The organism is Pseudomonas sp. v388, from assembly GCF_003935425.1.
Lineage (GTDB): Bacteria > Pseudomonadota > Gammaproteobacteria > Pseudomonadales > Pseudomonadaceae > Aquipseudomonas.
Genome location: NZ_RHQN01000013.1, coordinates 78,421 through 93,338, shown reverse-complemented (window position 1 = coordinate 93,338; position 14,918 = coordinate 78,421). Strand labels below are relative to the sequence as shown.

At 60.9% G+C, this 14,918-nt stretch carries 15 protein-coding genes; 8 read left to right on the top strand and 7 right to left on the bottom strand.

The window, feature by feature from the left end:
• Positions 1 to 239: 239 nt before the first annotated feature.
• The 4 genes from EGJ27_RS24485 to EGJ27_RS24470 form a co-directional block, all read right to left on the bottom strand.
• Entirely contained in the window at positions 240 to 872 is a 633-nt protein-coding gene (locus EGJ27_RS24485; protein WP_125833321.1) for a hypothetical protein, read from the bottom strand.
• A 489-nt stretch (positions 873 to 1,361) separates the two neighbouring features.
• The gene (locus tag EGJ27_RS24480) at positions 1,362 to 2,324 is read right to left on the bottom strand and encodes a homocysteine S-methyltransferase family protein (RefSeq protein WP_125833320.1); all 963 of its coding nucleotides are present in this window, start codon (positions 2,322 to 2,324) and stop codon (positions 1,362 to 1,364) included.
• Between the two features lie 110 nt (positions 2,325 to 2,434).
• A complete protein-coding gene (locus tag EGJ27_RS24475; protein ID WP_125833319.1) occupies positions 2,435 to 3,142 on the bottom strand; it encodes a metallophosphoesterase in 708 nt (235 codons plus the stop codon).
• 45 nt (positions 3,143 to 3,187) lie between these two features.
• Positions 3,188 to 3,952 carry an SDR family NAD(P)-dependent oxidoreductase gene (locus tag EGJ27_RS24470; RefSeq protein WP_125833318.1) on the bottom strand — a complete coding sequence of 255 codons (765 nt, stop codon included), beginning with the start codon at positions 3,950 to 3,952 and terminating at the stop codon, positions 3,188 to 3,190.
• A 452-nt stretch (positions 3,953 to 4,404) separates the two neighbouring features.
• Here EGJ27_RS24470 and EGJ27_RS24465 point away from each other — a divergent pair, with 452 nt between their 5' ends.
• The 8 genes from EGJ27_RS24465 to EGJ27_RS24430 all read left to right on the top strand — a co-directional run bounded on the left by EGJ27_RS24465 (position 4,405) and on the right by EGJ27_RS24430 (position 12,445).
• The gene (locus EGJ27_RS24465) at positions 4,405 to 5,673 is read left to right on the top strand and encodes an OprD family porin (protein WP_125833317.1); all 1,269 of its coding nucleotides are present in this window, start codon (positions 4,405 to 4,407) and stop codon (positions 5,671 to 5,673) included.
• Between the two features lie 179 nt (positions 5,674 to 5,852).
• A complete protein-coding gene (locus EGJ27_RS24460; protein ID WP_125833316.1) occupies positions 5,853 to 6,677 on the top strand; it encodes an NAD(P)-dependent oxidoreductase in 825 nt (274 codons plus the stop codon).
• A 41-nt stretch (positions 6,678 to 6,718) separates the two neighbouring features.
• Positions 6,719 to 7,600, top strand: a complete 882-nt coding sequence (locus EGJ27_RS24455; protein WP_125833315.1) for an SMP-30/gluconolactonase/LRE family protein — start codon at positions 6,719 to 6,721, stop codon at positions 7,598 to 7,600.
• Between the two features lie 76 nt (positions 7,601 to 7,676).
• Positions 7,677 to 8,660: a TRAP transporter substrate-binding protein gene (locus tag EGJ27_RS24450; RefSeq protein ID WP_125833314.1), complete on the top strand. Its 984-nt coding sequence runs from the start codon at positions 7,677 to 7,679 to the stop codon at positions 8,658 to 8,660.
• Between the two features lie 83 nt (positions 8,661 to 8,743).
• Positions 8,744 to 9,271 carry a TRAP transporter small permease gene (locus tag EGJ27_RS24445; RefSeq protein WP_125833313.1) on the top strand — a complete coding sequence of 176 codons (528 nt, stop codon included), beginning with the start codon at positions 8,744 to 8,746 and terminating at the stop codon, positions 9,269 to 9,271.
• Positions 9,272 to 10,552, top strand: a complete 1,281-nt coding sequence (locus EGJ27_RS24440; RefSeq protein ID WP_125833312.1) for a TRAP transporter large permease — start codon at positions 9,272 to 9,274, stop codon at positions 10,550 to 10,552.
• 74 nt (positions 10,553 to 10,626) lie between these two features.
• A complete protein-coding gene (locus EGJ27_RS24435; protein ID WP_125833311.1) occupies positions 10,627 to 11,601 on the top strand; it encodes a DMT family transporter in 975 nt (324 codons plus the stop codon).
• The gene (locus EGJ27_RS24430) at positions 11,576 to 12,445 is read left to right on the top strand and encodes an aldose 1-epimerase (protein WP_125833310.1); all 870 of its coding nucleotides are present in this window, start codon (positions 11,576 to 11,578) and stop codon (positions 12,443 to 12,445) included. Before EGJ27_RS24435 ends, EGJ27_RS24430 begins: the two co-directional genes overlap by 26 nt.
• A 37-nt stretch (positions 12,446 to 12,482) precedes the next feature.
• On the opposite strand, the gene EGJ27_RS24425 is transcribed toward EGJ27_RS24430, so the two are convergent.
• From EGJ27_RS24425 to EGJ27_RS25150, 3 genes are all read right to left on the bottom strand, one after another.
• Positions 12,483 to 13,766: a type II toxin-antitoxin system HipA family toxin gene (locus tag EGJ27_RS24425; RefSeq protein ID WP_125833309.1), complete on the bottom strand. Its 1,284-nt coding sequence runs from the start codon at positions 13,764 to 13,766 to the stop codon at positions 12,483 to 12,485.
• Entirely contained in the window at positions 13,759 to 14,004 is a 246-nt protein-coding gene (locus EGJ27_RS24420; RefSeq protein WP_125833308.1) for a helix-turn-helix transcriptional regulator, read from the bottom strand. The genes EGJ27_RS24425 and EGJ27_RS24420 overlap by 8 nt, the downstream gene beginning before the upstream one ends.
• A gap of 329 nt (positions 14,005 to 14,333) precedes the next feature.
• Positions 14,334 to 14,909: a hypothetical protein gene (locus EGJ27_RS25150; RefSeq protein ID WP_256672918.1), complete on the bottom strand. Its 576-nt coding sequence runs from the start codon at positions 14,907 to 14,909 to the stop codon at positions 14,334 to 14,336.
• Between the last annotated feature and the right edge of the window lie 9 nt (positions 14,910 to 14,918).

The following is a 14,918-nucleotide window of genomic DNA, read 5'->3' as shown; positions in this document are numbered from 1 at the left end:
CGTGTAGCGGCCGACGGTGCTGATCGCGTCGGTGCCAACCGTGTAGCGGCCGACGGTGCTGATCGCGTCGGTGCCAATCGCTTGGGGTAAGTCCTTCGCCGCACACTCCCAGCCCGGCCTTTGCCGGGCTTGTGTTTGTCTGATGTATCACCAAAGTTACAGTAACCGCTGCCAGGTGACGGCGGACAATACGCCATCGACCGGACGATAGGCGCAGTTATTTATGCGGGCAGTTGCTGTCAGTGTCCAACTTTATGAGACAGTCGCTCTATGTATTCTGTAACGGCAATCTGATCGGCCTTTCTTTTACCTGCCGCAAGAAACGCACGAAGCGCCTGACTTTCAAGTAACTGATCAATGTCCTGGCGAATTTTTTTCTGTATCGAATACGGGGTGGTAACGCCCTGATGATGCATTTCATAAGCACTTTCCAATACTTCCACCAGCTTGGCGCGAAACTTATCCATCCCCCGGCCGCTGGCCACCCGCTTGTAGGTGGAAAGAAAGAAAGTTTCACCCCGCCCCGGCCCCTTGTTTGCCACGTAGGCCACCGCGCACAATCCCACGCCGCTGCGCTTGCGCCAGTGCGCAGTGGCGCTGTCGCTCAGTTGCAGGACATCGTCGCGCAGCCAGGCGTGGCCGCTGTGAATCAGATGAATGATCGCCGCGTCCAGCGCACGACGTGTGCCCCCGAAGCGCAGATCGGTAAAGCGGGCGGAAACTTGCACCTGCTTGTTTTTCAGGACTCTGACGATCCAGACGCGGCCCCTGGCCTCACGCGTAATACCTCGTGGAACGCTGTAGGTGACATCATCGACTATCTTGTCGTAACACCTGAGGCCTGAAATATCGATTTCAGACGGTGTATTCATGATGATACTTTCTGTTGGGATGGATGATTAACGCATCGAAGTGCTCGACCTCTGGACACTGACGTAAAGCATCCTTGCGCCGTCCTGTAAGTGACACTGTTTCAGAAAACACATGTTTCATCGCAGTACGAAGATGATTCATCTACACCCTGAAGTGTGCGTTTTAACTGTAGCGCACCCCGTCTGTGTCGGGTGTTATTGCGTGACTTCAAAGTGGCCGCGAATGGGCGATATATCGAAAGTGCGGCCAACCCGCTGGACAATGTGTTATCCCTGAAGGTGCTGTCCTTTGGTTGAATCCAGATGCAAAGGCATTATTGATGCGCCGATGAAACACAATCACCGCCCTCACCGCGCCAAGTGTCCACCTTTGTGCCGGCCGTCTCGCTGCAGGAACGAGCTTGCTCGCCAAGGCATATTCCCTGCCGCCCCAACTGCAGCGACCGTACCGGCCTGTTCGCCAGCAAGCCGGCTCCTGAGGACGGCGGCTCAGTGTTCAGGTGCGAACAATGGCCGGCACAGGCGGGCTATTTCGCGGATGTGATGCGGGTCGGTGCCGCAGCAGCCGCCGAGGATATTGAGCTGCTCGAGCTGGCCCTTGAGTTCCACGTACTGGCTGGCCAGCTCGGCCGGATCACCGCTGTCCAGCTCCGTGGCGGCATCGAGTTCGGCGTGGCTTTTGCTCGACGCATTGGCCCGAATACCGCGAATCCGGCCCTGCCACGGACCCGTATCCTGATTCAGCATGGTCTGGAAATGGGTCGGATGGGCGCAGTTGATCATGTAGTACAGCGGGTAACTGTCGGTTTCCCGATCCACCTGTTCGATGGCGTCGCGCAGCGATGGCCCGTCCGGCAGCCTGCCGTCGGTTTCCACCGTGAAGGAAATCGCCAATGGCATGCCGGCATCGCGGGCCGCCAGGGCAATACCGGTGGCTTCGTCTGTGTAATTGAGGGTCATGGCACACAGCATGTCGACTTCGGTGTCGGCCAGGGTGTGAATCTGCGCGGCGTGGTAGTCACGGGCCGCGGCCACGCTCATCTTGTTTTCGGCGCGGTACCCGTCGGCACGCGGCCCCAGGCAACCGCTGATGACGATCGGTTTGACGGCCTGTTCATAGGCGCCGCGCACTGCCTCCAGCAACGCTACTGCCTTGCGATTGGCGCTTTCGAGCAGATAGGCCGAATAGCCCAGGCGCTCGCCCCAGTCCCGGCTGGCGCGCCAGGTCGCCGCTTCCAGGATCAGCCCGGTGTCCAGGCGGGTGGCGATGTCGGCATAGGCGCTGTAGCACTTGTGCAGCACGGCCGTGCCTTCGGGGCTTTGCAGCAAATGAAAGGCCGCGAAGTGCGGCAGTTCGACGCCTTCGTGAAAGACCAATGTCGTCTCGATGCCGCCATCGGTCAGGAACAGCTCGCCGCTCATTTGCGGCAACGCATTGCGATACTTGGCCATCGCGGGTCTCCTGTTGAAAGACAGGCGCGCACAGTCAGTGCCGTCCGCTGAAATTATGGCCAAGCCCTGCGTATCCAGCGGTCAAACAGACGAACGACCGTATTGCGGGCTCAGCGCACGGGTGGGCCGTTGAGCCGCAGGGTCGCCAGCTCCACAAAAGTGAAGTACCCGGTGCTGTCGGTTTTCCACCCCCCTGTGTCGATGTGAAAGACATTGCCCAGCACTTCGGCGCGGGGCACAGGCGTATGGCCGACCATCAACGCACGCAGATCGGGAATGCCCGTCGTATCGCGCGAGCGCAGGCGCTTGCGGGACCACTGGCAGGGCTCCTGAATCTGCTCACGCCCCGCCAGTTGCCCGAGCATGACCGAGCGCAGCAGATCCCAGGTCGGCAACGGGCAATCGGCATGCACGAAACCGATCAGCCCTTGAGCGGTATCGAGTTCCAGCGCAATGGGCATCCGGGCGAACCGATCGGCCAGGTGTTGTTGCTGCTCGGCAGGCAACTCCAGAAACCAGGCGCCGCCGCTGGCCATGTACATCGAGTAGTCCAACGGCTGGCCCCGCACATGGTCGATGGCCAGCGCCTCGTGATTGCCCTGGACGGCGAAGAACCACGGCTTGTCCAGCCACTCCAGCGCCAGCAGGCTGTGCGGCCCGCGGTCTACCAGATCACCGACGCAAAACAGTCGGTCCCGGCCGGGATCGAAGCCCATGTCGTCCAGATCCCGTTGTACACGAATGAAATGTCCATGAATGTCGCCTACCGCAAAGTCGCGGCCCTCCCGATTGGCGTCGACGTGTTGGAAGGTACTCATCGCTGCCTCTGTGCTGTTCTTGTCTGTCTGTCACGTCAGCCTGCTTCAGGCTTGTGGAGGCTGGCCGTTGGAGGCCGACAACCCGCCGTCCACCGGCAGATTGACCCCGGTGATGAAACGCGCGTCGTCGCTGGCCAGAAATGCGATGACATCGCCGATGTCTTCCGGCTCCGCAGGACGCCCCAGCGCAATCCGTTCCTTGAATTTGGCCATCAACGACTCATTGCCCAGCATGTCCTCGGTCAACTCGCTGCGGGTCAGCGAGGGGCAAACGGCATTGACGCGCACGCCGTCCGGCCCGTGATCCAGTGCCAGCGCCCGGGTGAAATTGGTGATTGCGCCCTTGGCAGCATTGTAGAAACTCATGCCCCAATCGCCACCCAATCCCGACACCGAAGACACGTTGACGATGCTGCCCTGGCTGGCGATCAGCGCGGGCATGGCGGTGCGCGTGCAATAGAACACCCCGTCCAGATCCACCGACATCAGTGCTTTCCAGTCCTGCGGCTGCAGTTCGGTGACCTTGCCGGATTTGACGATACCGGCATTGTTGACCAGTACATCCAGGCGACCAAAGCGGCTTGCCACCTCGCCGAACAGCGCTTCCACCTGGCTCAGGTCCGCTACATCCGCAGCGCGCACCAGGTGCCCTTCACCTTCCAGCTGAGCGGCCACCTTCGAAAGTTTTTCCTCGTTGCGCCCGACCAGCACCACCCTGGCCCCTTCCCGGGCAAAACGCTTGGCAGTGGCTTCGCCGATTCCGGAACCGGCGCCGGTGACGACAACGACTTTTTGGGTGAAACGATTCATCAATACGCTCCTGAAGATTGGCTTGAGGTATGGGGTGGACGCCATAGCAAGCGCAGCGTTCAGTCATATTCCGGCGCCTGCCAGGGGCAATGGTTTGGACACCGAGCCAACCTTGAGCAGATGCGTTGACAAATTTATCGCGGGCTGCAAATAATCCCGGCCAGTCATACGACAACTTATGACACCAAAACAATAACAACAAAAATCGGGGCCTCTCCCATGGTGACTTACGTCTCAGCTTGCACGCACCTGAAAGCCACGGCATCCCTTGCCGTTACGACGCTTTCCCTTCTCGAAGCACACGACACCCCTATCCGCCGCCATCGATCTCGCTGATTTCGATGGCGCTGCCTGGCCGTTCGACGGCCGGGTCACATTCTCCTGGGTGTCGGCCGCCGCATGGGCGCGGCCAGAGGAGCGGAAGATTTCGACAAAAAGGGAGCACCACAACAATGAAATCTCATAACACTCGTTCGCAGGTCATTCTTGGTCTGGGAGGACTCGGCATGGCCTTCCCGCTGCTGGGCATGGCCGAAGGCTTCATCGACGACACCAAGGCCACGCTCAACCTGCGCAACGCCTACTTCAACCGCAACTTCACCAACCCGGCTTACCCCAGCAGCGCGGCGCCGCAAGGCAAGGCCGAGGAATGGACCCAGAGCTTCATTCTCGACGCCAAATCCGGCTTCACGCCGGGCCTGGTCGGCTTCGGCGTCGACGTGCTGGGCCTGTATTCGGTCAAGCTCGATGGCGGACGCGGCACCGGCGGCACGCAGCTGTTGCCGATCCACAGCGACGGGCGCCCGGCCGATGATTTCGGGCGGCTGGGTGTGGCGGGCAAGGCCAGGTTGTCCCAGACCGAACTGAAGGTCGGCGAGTGGATGCCGGTGCTGCCGATCCTGCGTTCCGACGACGGCCGATCCCTGCCGCAGACTTTCCGCGGCGGGCAGATCACCTCCAAGGAAATCAGCGGCCTGACGCTCTACGGCGGCCAGTTCCGCGGCAACAGCCCGCGCAACGATGCGAGCATGGAAGACATGTCGATGAACGGCCGGGGCGCCTTTGTCTCCGACCGCTTCAACTTCGCCGGCGGCGAATACGTGTTCAACGAAAAGCGCACCCAGATCGGCCTGTGGCATGCCGAACTCAAGGACATCTACCAGCAGCAGTTCCTCAATGTCCTGCACAGCCAGCCGCTGGGCGACTGGACCCTGGGCGCCAACCTGGGCTACTTCATCGGCAAGGAAGACGGCAGCCAGCTGGCCGGCGACCTGGATAACAAGACTGCCTATGCGCTGCTGTCCGCCAAATACAGTGGTCACACGTTCTACGTCGGCCTGCAGAAACTCACCGGCGACAGCGCCTGGATGCGGGTCAACGGCACCAGCGGCGGCACACTGGCCAATGACAGCTATAACTCCAGCTACGACAACGCTCGCGAAAAATCCTGGCAGCTGCGCCATGACTACAATTTCGTGGCCCTCGGCATTCCCGGCCTGACCCTGATGAACCGCTACATCAGCGGTGACAACGTGCACACCGGCGCCATTACCGACGGCAAGGAATGGGGCCGCGAGTCGGAACTGGCGTACACCGTGCAGAGCGGCACCTTCAAGAACCTGAACCTGAAATGGCGCAACTCGACCCTGCGCCGCGACTTCAGCACCAATGAGTTCGACGAAAACCGGATCTTTATCAGCTACCCGATTTCGTTGCTCTGACGCCAGGCTCGCAAGCCCGCCCGCAAAGCGGGTTCTGCTGCGAAAAGCTGTCCTGGGCAGGGTTTGCAGCGGAAAAACTTTGTGATCGGCCGCGTTGACAACCAGCGCGGCCGATGTCGATAATCCCAATAGTCATACGACAACAGATGACAAAAACAATAACAATCAGGGACACTCTCATGGCAACGGATCCGACCGCGCAAAAACCCTTCGATCGCCTCCTGCTCACCGGAGCGGCAGGTGGCCTGGGTAAAGTATTGCGCGAAACACTGCGGCCTTACGCAAAGACACTGCGACTCTCCGACATCGCGGACATGGCGCCGGCCGGCAGCGGCGAAGAAGTCCAGATCTGTGATCTTTCCGACAAACAAGCCGTGCATCAGCTGGTCGATGGCGTAGACGCCATCCTGCATTTCGGCGGCGTGTCGGTGGAACGACCTTTCGAGGAAATCCTCGGCGCCAATATCTGCGGCGTGTTCCATATCTACGAAGCAGCGCGGCGCCATGGCGTCAAGCGCATCATCTTCGCCAGCTCCAACCACGTGATCGGTTTCTACAAACAGGACGAAACCCTCGACGCCCACTCCCCACGCCGTCCGGACGGTTACTACGGCTTGTCCAAGTCCTACGGCGAAGACATGGCCAGTTTCTATTTCGATCGCTACGGCATCGAAACCGTCAGCATCCGCATCGGCTCTTCCTTTCCCGAGCCGCAGAACCGCCGGATGATGAGCACCTGGCTGAGCTTCGACGACCTGACCCAACTGATCGAGCGCGCGCTGTATACGCCGAATGTCGGCCATACGGTGGTCTACGGCGTGTCGGACAACAAGACCGTGTGGTGGAACAACCACCTGGCCAGCCATCTGGGTTTCACCCCCAAGGATTGTTCGGAAGTGTTCCGCGACAAGGTGGAAGCGCAACCGATGCCGGCCGCCGATGATCCGGCCATGGTGTACCAGGGCGGCGCTTTCGTGGCAGCCGGCCCGTTCGGTGACGAGTAACCGTTTCCCGTTCTGACCCTTATGACAGAGATGCAGATGCCATGGACGCTGAACTGATTCTCGATGCGCGCAATGCCACCGGTGAAAGCCCTGTCTGGAGCGTTCGCGACCAGGCGCTGTACTGGGTGGACATTCCGGCCGGGCGCTTGCACCGCTGGAGCCTGGACGGCCAGAGCCGCAGCTGGCAGGCGCCGCAGATGCTGGCCTGCATCGCGGCCCACGCCACTGGCGGCTGGATCGCCGGCATGGAAACCGGCCTGTTTCATGTGCAGCCCGACGATACCGACCAACTGGTCGCCACACCGTTGGTCGACGTCCGCCACGCCCGGGACGGCATGCGTTTCAACGACGGCCGCTGCGACCGCCAGGGCCGCTTCTGGGCCGGCACCATGCTCATGGACATGAACGCCGGTGCCGTGGTCGGGGCGCTGTATCGCTATCAGGCCGGGCAGCGAAGCCTGGAACCGCAACTGGACGGCTTCATCGTGCCCAATGGCCTGGGCTTCAGCCCGGAAGGCACGATCATGTACCTCTCCGACTCGCACCCCGGCGTGCAGAAGATCTGGGCCTTCGACTACGACACCGACAGCGGCACGCCGCACAACCGGCGCCTGTTCGTGGACATGAACGAACATCCCGGCCGCCCTGACGGCGCGGCGGTGGACGCCGATGGCTGTTACTGGATCTGCGGCAACGACGCCGGCCTGATCCACCGCTTCACGCCGGCGGGCAAGCTGGACCGCTCACTGGCCGTACCGGTGAAAAAGCCGGCCATGTGCGCCTTTGGCGGCGCGGACCTGGACACCCTGTTCGTGACCTCGATTCGCCCCGGCGGCGATCTGACCGATCAACCCCTGGCCGGTGGCGTGTTCGCCTTGCGGCCCGGCGTCAAAGGTCTTCAGGAGCCCACGTTCCAGGGCTGATTGCGCCCATCGCACCGACATTCCAGCTGTGAATTCCTATCGGCACCGACCAAAAACAACAACATCGGAGATATCCATGGATTTCAAACGCAAGTTACTCATCGCGGCACTCCCGCTGGCCTTTTGCATCTCCAATGCGGCCTGGGCCGACGTCAAGATCAAGTTCGCCGAAGTCCACCCCAAGGGCTACCCGCCGGTGGTGGCTGAAGAAAACATGGGCAAGAAGCTTCAGGAACAGAGCAACGGCGACATCAGCTTCAAGATGTTCGCCGGCGGCGTGCTCGGTTCGGAAAAGGAAGTGGTCGAGCAGGTGCAGAGCGGCGCGGTGCAGATGACCCGCGTCAGCCTGGGCATCGTTGGTCCGGTAGTGCCGGACGTCAACGTGTTCAACCTGCCGTTCATCTTTCGTGACCATGCGCACATGCGCAAGATCATCGATGGCGAGATCGGCCAGGAGATCCTCGACAAGATCACCAACTCCAACTTCAACATGGTCGCCTTGGCCTGGATGGACGGCGGCACGCGCAACCTCTACACCAAGAAGCCGGTGCGCGACATCGCCGACCTCAAGGGCATGAAGATTCGTGTGCAGGGCAACCCGCTGTTCATCGACACCGTCAACGCCATGGGCGGCAACGGTATCGCCATGGCCACCGGGGAAATCTTCAGCGCCCTGCAGACCGGCGTGATCGACGGCGCGGAAAACAACCCGCCGACCATGCTGGAACACAACCACTACCAGAACGCCAAGTTCTACACCCTGACCGAGCACTTGATCCTGCCCGAGCCTGTGGTGATGGCCAAGACCACCTGGGAAAAGCTCACCCCCGAGCAGCAGGCCCTGGTGAAAAAGCTGGCGGTGGAAGCCCAGGCTGAAGAGCGCGTGTTGTGGGACAAGAAGTCCGCCGACAGTGAAGCCAAGCTCAAGGCCGGTGGCGTGGAGTTCATCGCCCTGAGCGCCGACCAGAAGAAGGCGTTCTACGACGCGACGGCGCCGGTACGGGCCAAATACGGCGCGCCGTATGCCGATCTGATCAAGCGCATCGAAGCGGTCAACTGATCCGGCCGTTTTCTCACCAGCAGTTTTTTAAGCCGTGCGGCGCCGGATCTCCAGTCCGTGCGCCGCAGCCTTGGTAGATCTTCATGAAAAATTCGATATTGCGCTTCAATGACCTGCTGTACCGGATCAGCATCGGCATCGCCGGGCTGTCGGTGCTGACCATGTCACTGATCATCCCCTGGGGCATCTTTGCCCGTTACGTACTGGGCACCGGTTCCAGCTGGCCGGAGCCTACGGCGATCCTGCTGATGGTGGTGTTCACCTTCTTCGGTGCCGCCGCCAGTTACCGCGCCGGTGCACACATGGCGGTGTCCATGGCCGTGGACCGCATGCCCGAGGCCACTCGGCGTATTGCCGCGGTGGCGGTGCAGATCCTGATGGCGGTGGTGTGCCTGTTCATGGCCGTCAAAGGCTGGAAGCTGTGCATGACCACCTGGAATCAGTACCTGGGCGAAATGCCTTCGGTACGGGTCGGGATTTCCTACCTGCCGATTCCCATCGGTGGCGTGATCACCCTGATCTTCGTGCTTGAAAAATTATTCCTCGGCGATCAAAGCCATCGCCGGGCCGTGCGTTTCGATTTGGTGGAAGAAAGCGAAGGTGCCGCATAAATGGACGCATTCATACTGTTGGGCAGCTTCATCGCACTGATTCTGATCGGCATGCCGGTGGCCTACGCCCTGGGCCTGGCGGCATTGATCGGCGCGTGGTGGATCGAGATCCCGTTCGACGCACTGATGATCCAGGTCGCAGGCGGGGTGAACAAATTCTCGCTGCTGGCGATCCCGTTCTTCGTGCTGGCCGGCGCGATCATGGCCGAAGGCGGCATGTCACGCCGGCTGGTGGCATTTGCCGGGGTGCTGGTGGGCTTCGTGCGCGGCGGTCTGTCGCTGGTGAACATCACCGCGTCGACCTTCTTTGGCGCGATTTCCGGTTCTTCGGTCGCCGATACCGCTTCGGTGGGTTCGGTGCTGATTCCGGAAATGGAACGCAACGGCTATCCGCGTGATTTCTCCACGGCAGTGACCGTCAGCGGCTCGGTGCAGGCACTGCTGACCCCGCCGAGCCACAACTCGGTGCTGTACTCGCTGGCGGCCGGCGGCACGGTGTCCATCGCTTCGCTGTTCATGGCCGGGATCATGCCGGGCCTGCTGCTCAGCGCGGTGATGATGGGCCTGTGCATGATCTTCGCCCGTCGTCGCAACTACCCCAAGGGTGAAGTGATCCCGCTGCGCAAGGCGCTGAAAATCGCCGGCGAAGCGCTCTGGGGCCTGATGGCCATGGTCATCATCCTGGGCGGTATTCTCAGCGGCGTGTTCACCGCCACCGAATCGGCGGCCGTGGCCGTGGTCTGGTCGTTCTTCGTCACCATGTTCATCTACCGCGACTACAAATGGCGCGACCTGCCCAAGCTGATGCACAAGGCGGCGCGCACCATTTCCATCGTGATGATCCTGATCGGTTTCGCTGCCAGCTTCGGCTACATCCTGACGCTGATGGAAATCCCGATGAAGATCACCACCGCGTTCCTGACCCTGTCGGATAACCGCTATGTGATCCTGATGTGCATCAACGTGATGTTGCTGCTGCTGGGCACGGTGATGGACATGGCGCCGCTGATCCTGATCCTCACCCCGATCCTGTTGCCGGTGATCGTCGGTGTCGGCGTGGACCCGGTGCACTTCGGCATGATCATGCTGGTCAACCTGGGCATCGGGCTGATAACGCCGCCGGTGGGCGCGGTGCTGTTCGTCGGCGCGGCGGTGGGCAAGGTCACCATCGAGGCGACGGTCAAGGCACTGCTGCCGTTCTATGTGGCGCTGTTTTTCGTGCTGATGCTGGTCACCTACATTCCGGCCATCTCGTTGTGGCTGCCCAGCGTGGTGTTGTAACGGTTCAACGCTTCACACCATCGCCGCCCTCGTTGGCGGCGATGTTGTTTTCCAGCCAAGGAGGCTGGTCGCTTATGTCTGCTCCTGCATTATTTCCCCGCCACATCGCGGTGCTGATTCTGGCCCTGCTGGCCTGCGCGTTCGCCGGCAACCACATCGCTGCGCGCATCGCCTTCGATCACGACACCGGCCTGCTGCTGGCCATCCTTTGCCGTTCCGGCGTGACCCTGCTGGTGCTGATCGGGCTGGTGCTGTGGCAAGGCGAAACGCTGCGCTTCAGCGCACAAACCTGGCGCTGGCAGATCGTGCTGGGCCTGCTGATTGCGACCCAGAGTTTCTGCATCTATTCGGCCGTGGCGCGGATTCCCGTTGCCCTGGCATTGCTGGTGGTCAACGTCGCGCCGATCCTGCTGGCGTTGCTGACCTGGGCCTTGGGCGGTGCGGCACCGACTCGTCGCGCCGCGTTGTTGATGGGCTTGATTCTGTTCGGCCTGGTCTTTGCACTGGATGTGCCGCATCGCCTGAGCAACCCCGGCAGCAGCGAGCCGCAATGGCTGGAAGGCGTCGCGTTTGGCTTCACGGCGGCGGTGGTGTTCGCCGTTGCCTTGTGGATCACGGATAACAAGCTAGCCCGCCTGCGCGGCACGGTGCGCAGCATGCTGACCATGGTGGTGGTCTTCGTCGCCGCCAGCGTGGCGGGCATCAGCGGCGTGCTGCCCGGCGGCGTCGACCTGCCCGCCACCTCGACCGGCTGGACCGCCCTGGCCAGCCTCGTGGTGCTCTACGGCCTGGGCTTCTCGCTGCTGTTCATCTGCATGACGCGCCTGGACATGGCCCGCAACGCGCCGGTGATGAACATCGAACCGGTCGCCAGCCTGCTGTTCGGCTGGCTGATCCTCGACCAGCTGCTCAGCAGCAGCCAGGTCATCGGCGGACTGATCGTGGTCAGCGGCATCGTGCTGCTGGCCTTGAAGCGCAACCCGCCTTCGACGCCAACATCTCCTTCCCAAAAGGCGGAACCCAATGCCTGCAAACCTTCTGACGCTTGAAGACGGCCTGACGCGCCTGACCGTGGCGCCGGACATCGGCGCCAGTATCGTCAACTGGACCGCGCTGCACAGCGGCCACCCGCTGCTGCGCCCCAGCGACGCCGCCGCTCTGGCCGCGGCCACGCCCAGGCGCCTGGGTTGCTACCCGCTGGCGCCCTGGTCGAACCGCATCGGCAACGGCGGGTTCGACACCCCGGACGGCTGGCTGGCGCTTGAACCCAACAGCGCCAACGACGCACTGCCGATTCACGGCAGCGCCTGGCAACAGCCTTGGCAGGTGATCGAGCACAGCGAAAACCGGATCAGCCTGCAGCTCGACAGCCCTATTCCGTTCGCCTATCGCACGCAGCTGCGCTACACCCTGCGCGACGGCCTGCTGAGCATCGAACTGAGCACCACTCACCAGGACAGCCGCGCCGCCTGGCACGGCCTGGGTTTGCACCCCTACCTGCCGCGCACCACCCATACCCGCTTGCAGGCCAAGGCGGCGCAGGTCTGGCTGAGCGATGAAGGCGGCTTACCGACACAGCTGGCGGAACTGCCGCCTGAATGGGATTTCAGTTCGTCCAACACCCTTCCCGCCAACCGGCTGGACAACGGCTTCACCCAATGGGACGGCCGCTGCATCATCCGCCAGCCGGACCTGGGCTACGAACTGCACGGCCAGGCCACCGGCAGCGAGTACTTTCTGGTGTTCTGCCCGCCGGATCTGCCGTTCTTCTGCTTCGAACCGGTCAGCCACCCGGTCAACGCCCACCACCTGCCGGGCAAGCCAGGGTTGTGCCTGTTGCGGCAAGGGGAAAGTGTGGAGCTGGGGTTCAGTTTGCAGTACAGGGGGCTTTGACTGCGTGATGCAGCAAGTTACCTTCGGCTGACGGAGATCACATGGCAGGGCTACGACCCTTCTTTGCGCCCAGATCCACGACTCTGGGGCGCGTCTCCGGCACCAGGCTGCGTTGTATTCCGCGATCCCATTCACTCAGCATTCTGGTGCCGATCAGTTCGAACGAGGCATGGTCCCGAAGGTACTCCAGCAGTTCGCCACGGGCTTTTGCCATACCCTGCGCCACTTGCTCCATCAGATCACGGCAACGCCCCTCGCCGAGCTGACACGAGCGCCTACCGAATTCAACCAGCAGCTTGTGCTTGGGCCAGTTCTTCGACCCGGCCAGAAACAGAGCCATGATGTCGTTCGGCTTATAGGCTGTGGTCGATACGATGTCATAGGTCGGCGCCATCCAGACCTCTGCCTCTTCGCTGCAGTCGTTGTACATGACCCCGAAATTCTTCAAGTGGGCGTCGCCGTTTCGAACGCCCGTGGACAACGCGATAGTGAGAAACAGCGCCTCCAGCCCTTCGCGCACCCGATCCGGTGACAGGAAGGTCTTGAGCTGCTTTGCGGCCCCTTCAACGGAGCCGTCATACTTCTTGTGTGCAGGCCAGCCATTGAGCACGCACAAGTCTTCGAAACCCAGGTATCCCGTATCCGTTACATCGAATCGCTCGACGATTAGCAGTTTGCCATTGGCGCTGAGACTGATGTCCGGAACGGCCAGCCCGGAGTATTTTGCCGCTCGCATGCAGAAGAACTCATTCGCGGCCAACTCTGGGTAGTCCTCTTCCCGCCAGCTTTTGACGATGTGTGTCGCGCCTCGGTGGGTAAACCTGTTCAATTCGTTGCCCGCTTCGTCTCGCACCAGCACCTTAGGTTGCACGCCGGAAATGCCGCTGTACTTCGCATAGCGCTGCAACAGATCTTCAAACAGACCTCGGGCCGAATCATGAATGAGCAGGTCGTCGACCGACAAATCTGGAAGCTCGTCGTCATCAAGGTGTCCGACCGAAACCCGGCCCAGCTGGTAAGGGCCAACAATCCCGAGCAGATCGAGGTCATCAAAGCCTTTTTTCGTCTTGGAGAACATGCTCTGCAGCTCTGCCCTCAAGATGCCTTCGGGCATGTTCATCGACAGGATCGGGAGGATGCCATCTGACCAGTTGTAGGCGTCCCAACGTACAGGCATGACAAGCGAGACGGCGTTGCCGGGGGCTACGTCCTGCAAATATCGAAAGCTGGTACCGCCCTTCTTGACCTCGCTACGCGCGACAGTTGCGACTTGCTCGTTCGCAACTTTCACCGGCAATGGCCGGGATTTCTCGTCAGTCATGGAAGTTCTGGTCCTTCAGTTGATCGAGGGTCGGGCGCCGCGACTTCGGTACAACAGCGAGCGTATGGCCCAGCAGATTGAGGATCGCTTCCACCTTGCGAATGCCTATTTCCGACACCGTCCCGTTCTCGATACCCGATATCGTGGCGCGGCTCATTTGCAGCCGTGACGCGACATCGCCTTGGGTATAGCGCTTTGCCTTTCGCAGCTTGCGTATCGTTTCGCCGATGTTATCCATATAGCCTCTAAATGCATCGTATGTAATGCAAAGCTGAGTGTATACGGCTATATGCATTATATACAGTGCATTTTTAGTCAGTGCGGCACGGCAGCTTTTACCAACCAAGGCGAGATGCTCGGTCCTTCAGAGAGGGAATGGGGATCAGTTGGCAGTACAGGGTTTTTTGAATACTTCGATAAAGCCCTGCTCTGTTGCCGGGTACCTTGTTTGCTAGAGCCCGCCATGAAGCAGAAATCGATCAGTTTGCTTGCAGACGAAAACTGGACCCGCTGAGGGTTGGCCAAGCGTTCACGTACCTTGGCAATTAGTGCTTCCTCTTCTGCGGCTCAGGGCGAAATGATCAGCGTTGTCAGGCCGCTCATTTGCGTGACACCGCCGGGCTGGTTGCAGTCGTTGCTCAACAGGCTCGGAACGTCGAGCAGAGCGAACGTGCTGATCGCATCGGCATCCTTGAAGCGACCGTCCACAATTTTTCCGACGCCGGTTATCGACGTGTTCAAGTTGCCGGTTGATGTCACGCCGGCGGTGAACCTGTAGGTACTGGTCTGACCGTCATTCCACTCGATGATCCAGGTAATGGGCTCTGTCTGCTTGAACAGGGAATGGCAGGAAAAGCTCGCCTGAAAGGTCTGCGTGGATTTCGCGCCGGTCAGCAAGGGGAGCGCAAGCGCCGAACAACCCCATTCGCTGGTGGTTGTGACAGTGATCTGCTGTTCGGTGTGGGTAACGCCAGGCGACCATTTTGCCGTATGGGTACCGGCCACGCAGGTCGCTAGGTTGACCTCTTGCGCATCGGCCCGCTTGGGCGCGAGCAGCAGACTTGTCGAGAAAATCACCATCAGCACGACGGTCAATCTGATCAGGTTTTTACAGACGGAAAAGCCGGTATTGGGAGCGTCCATGCTCGCCTC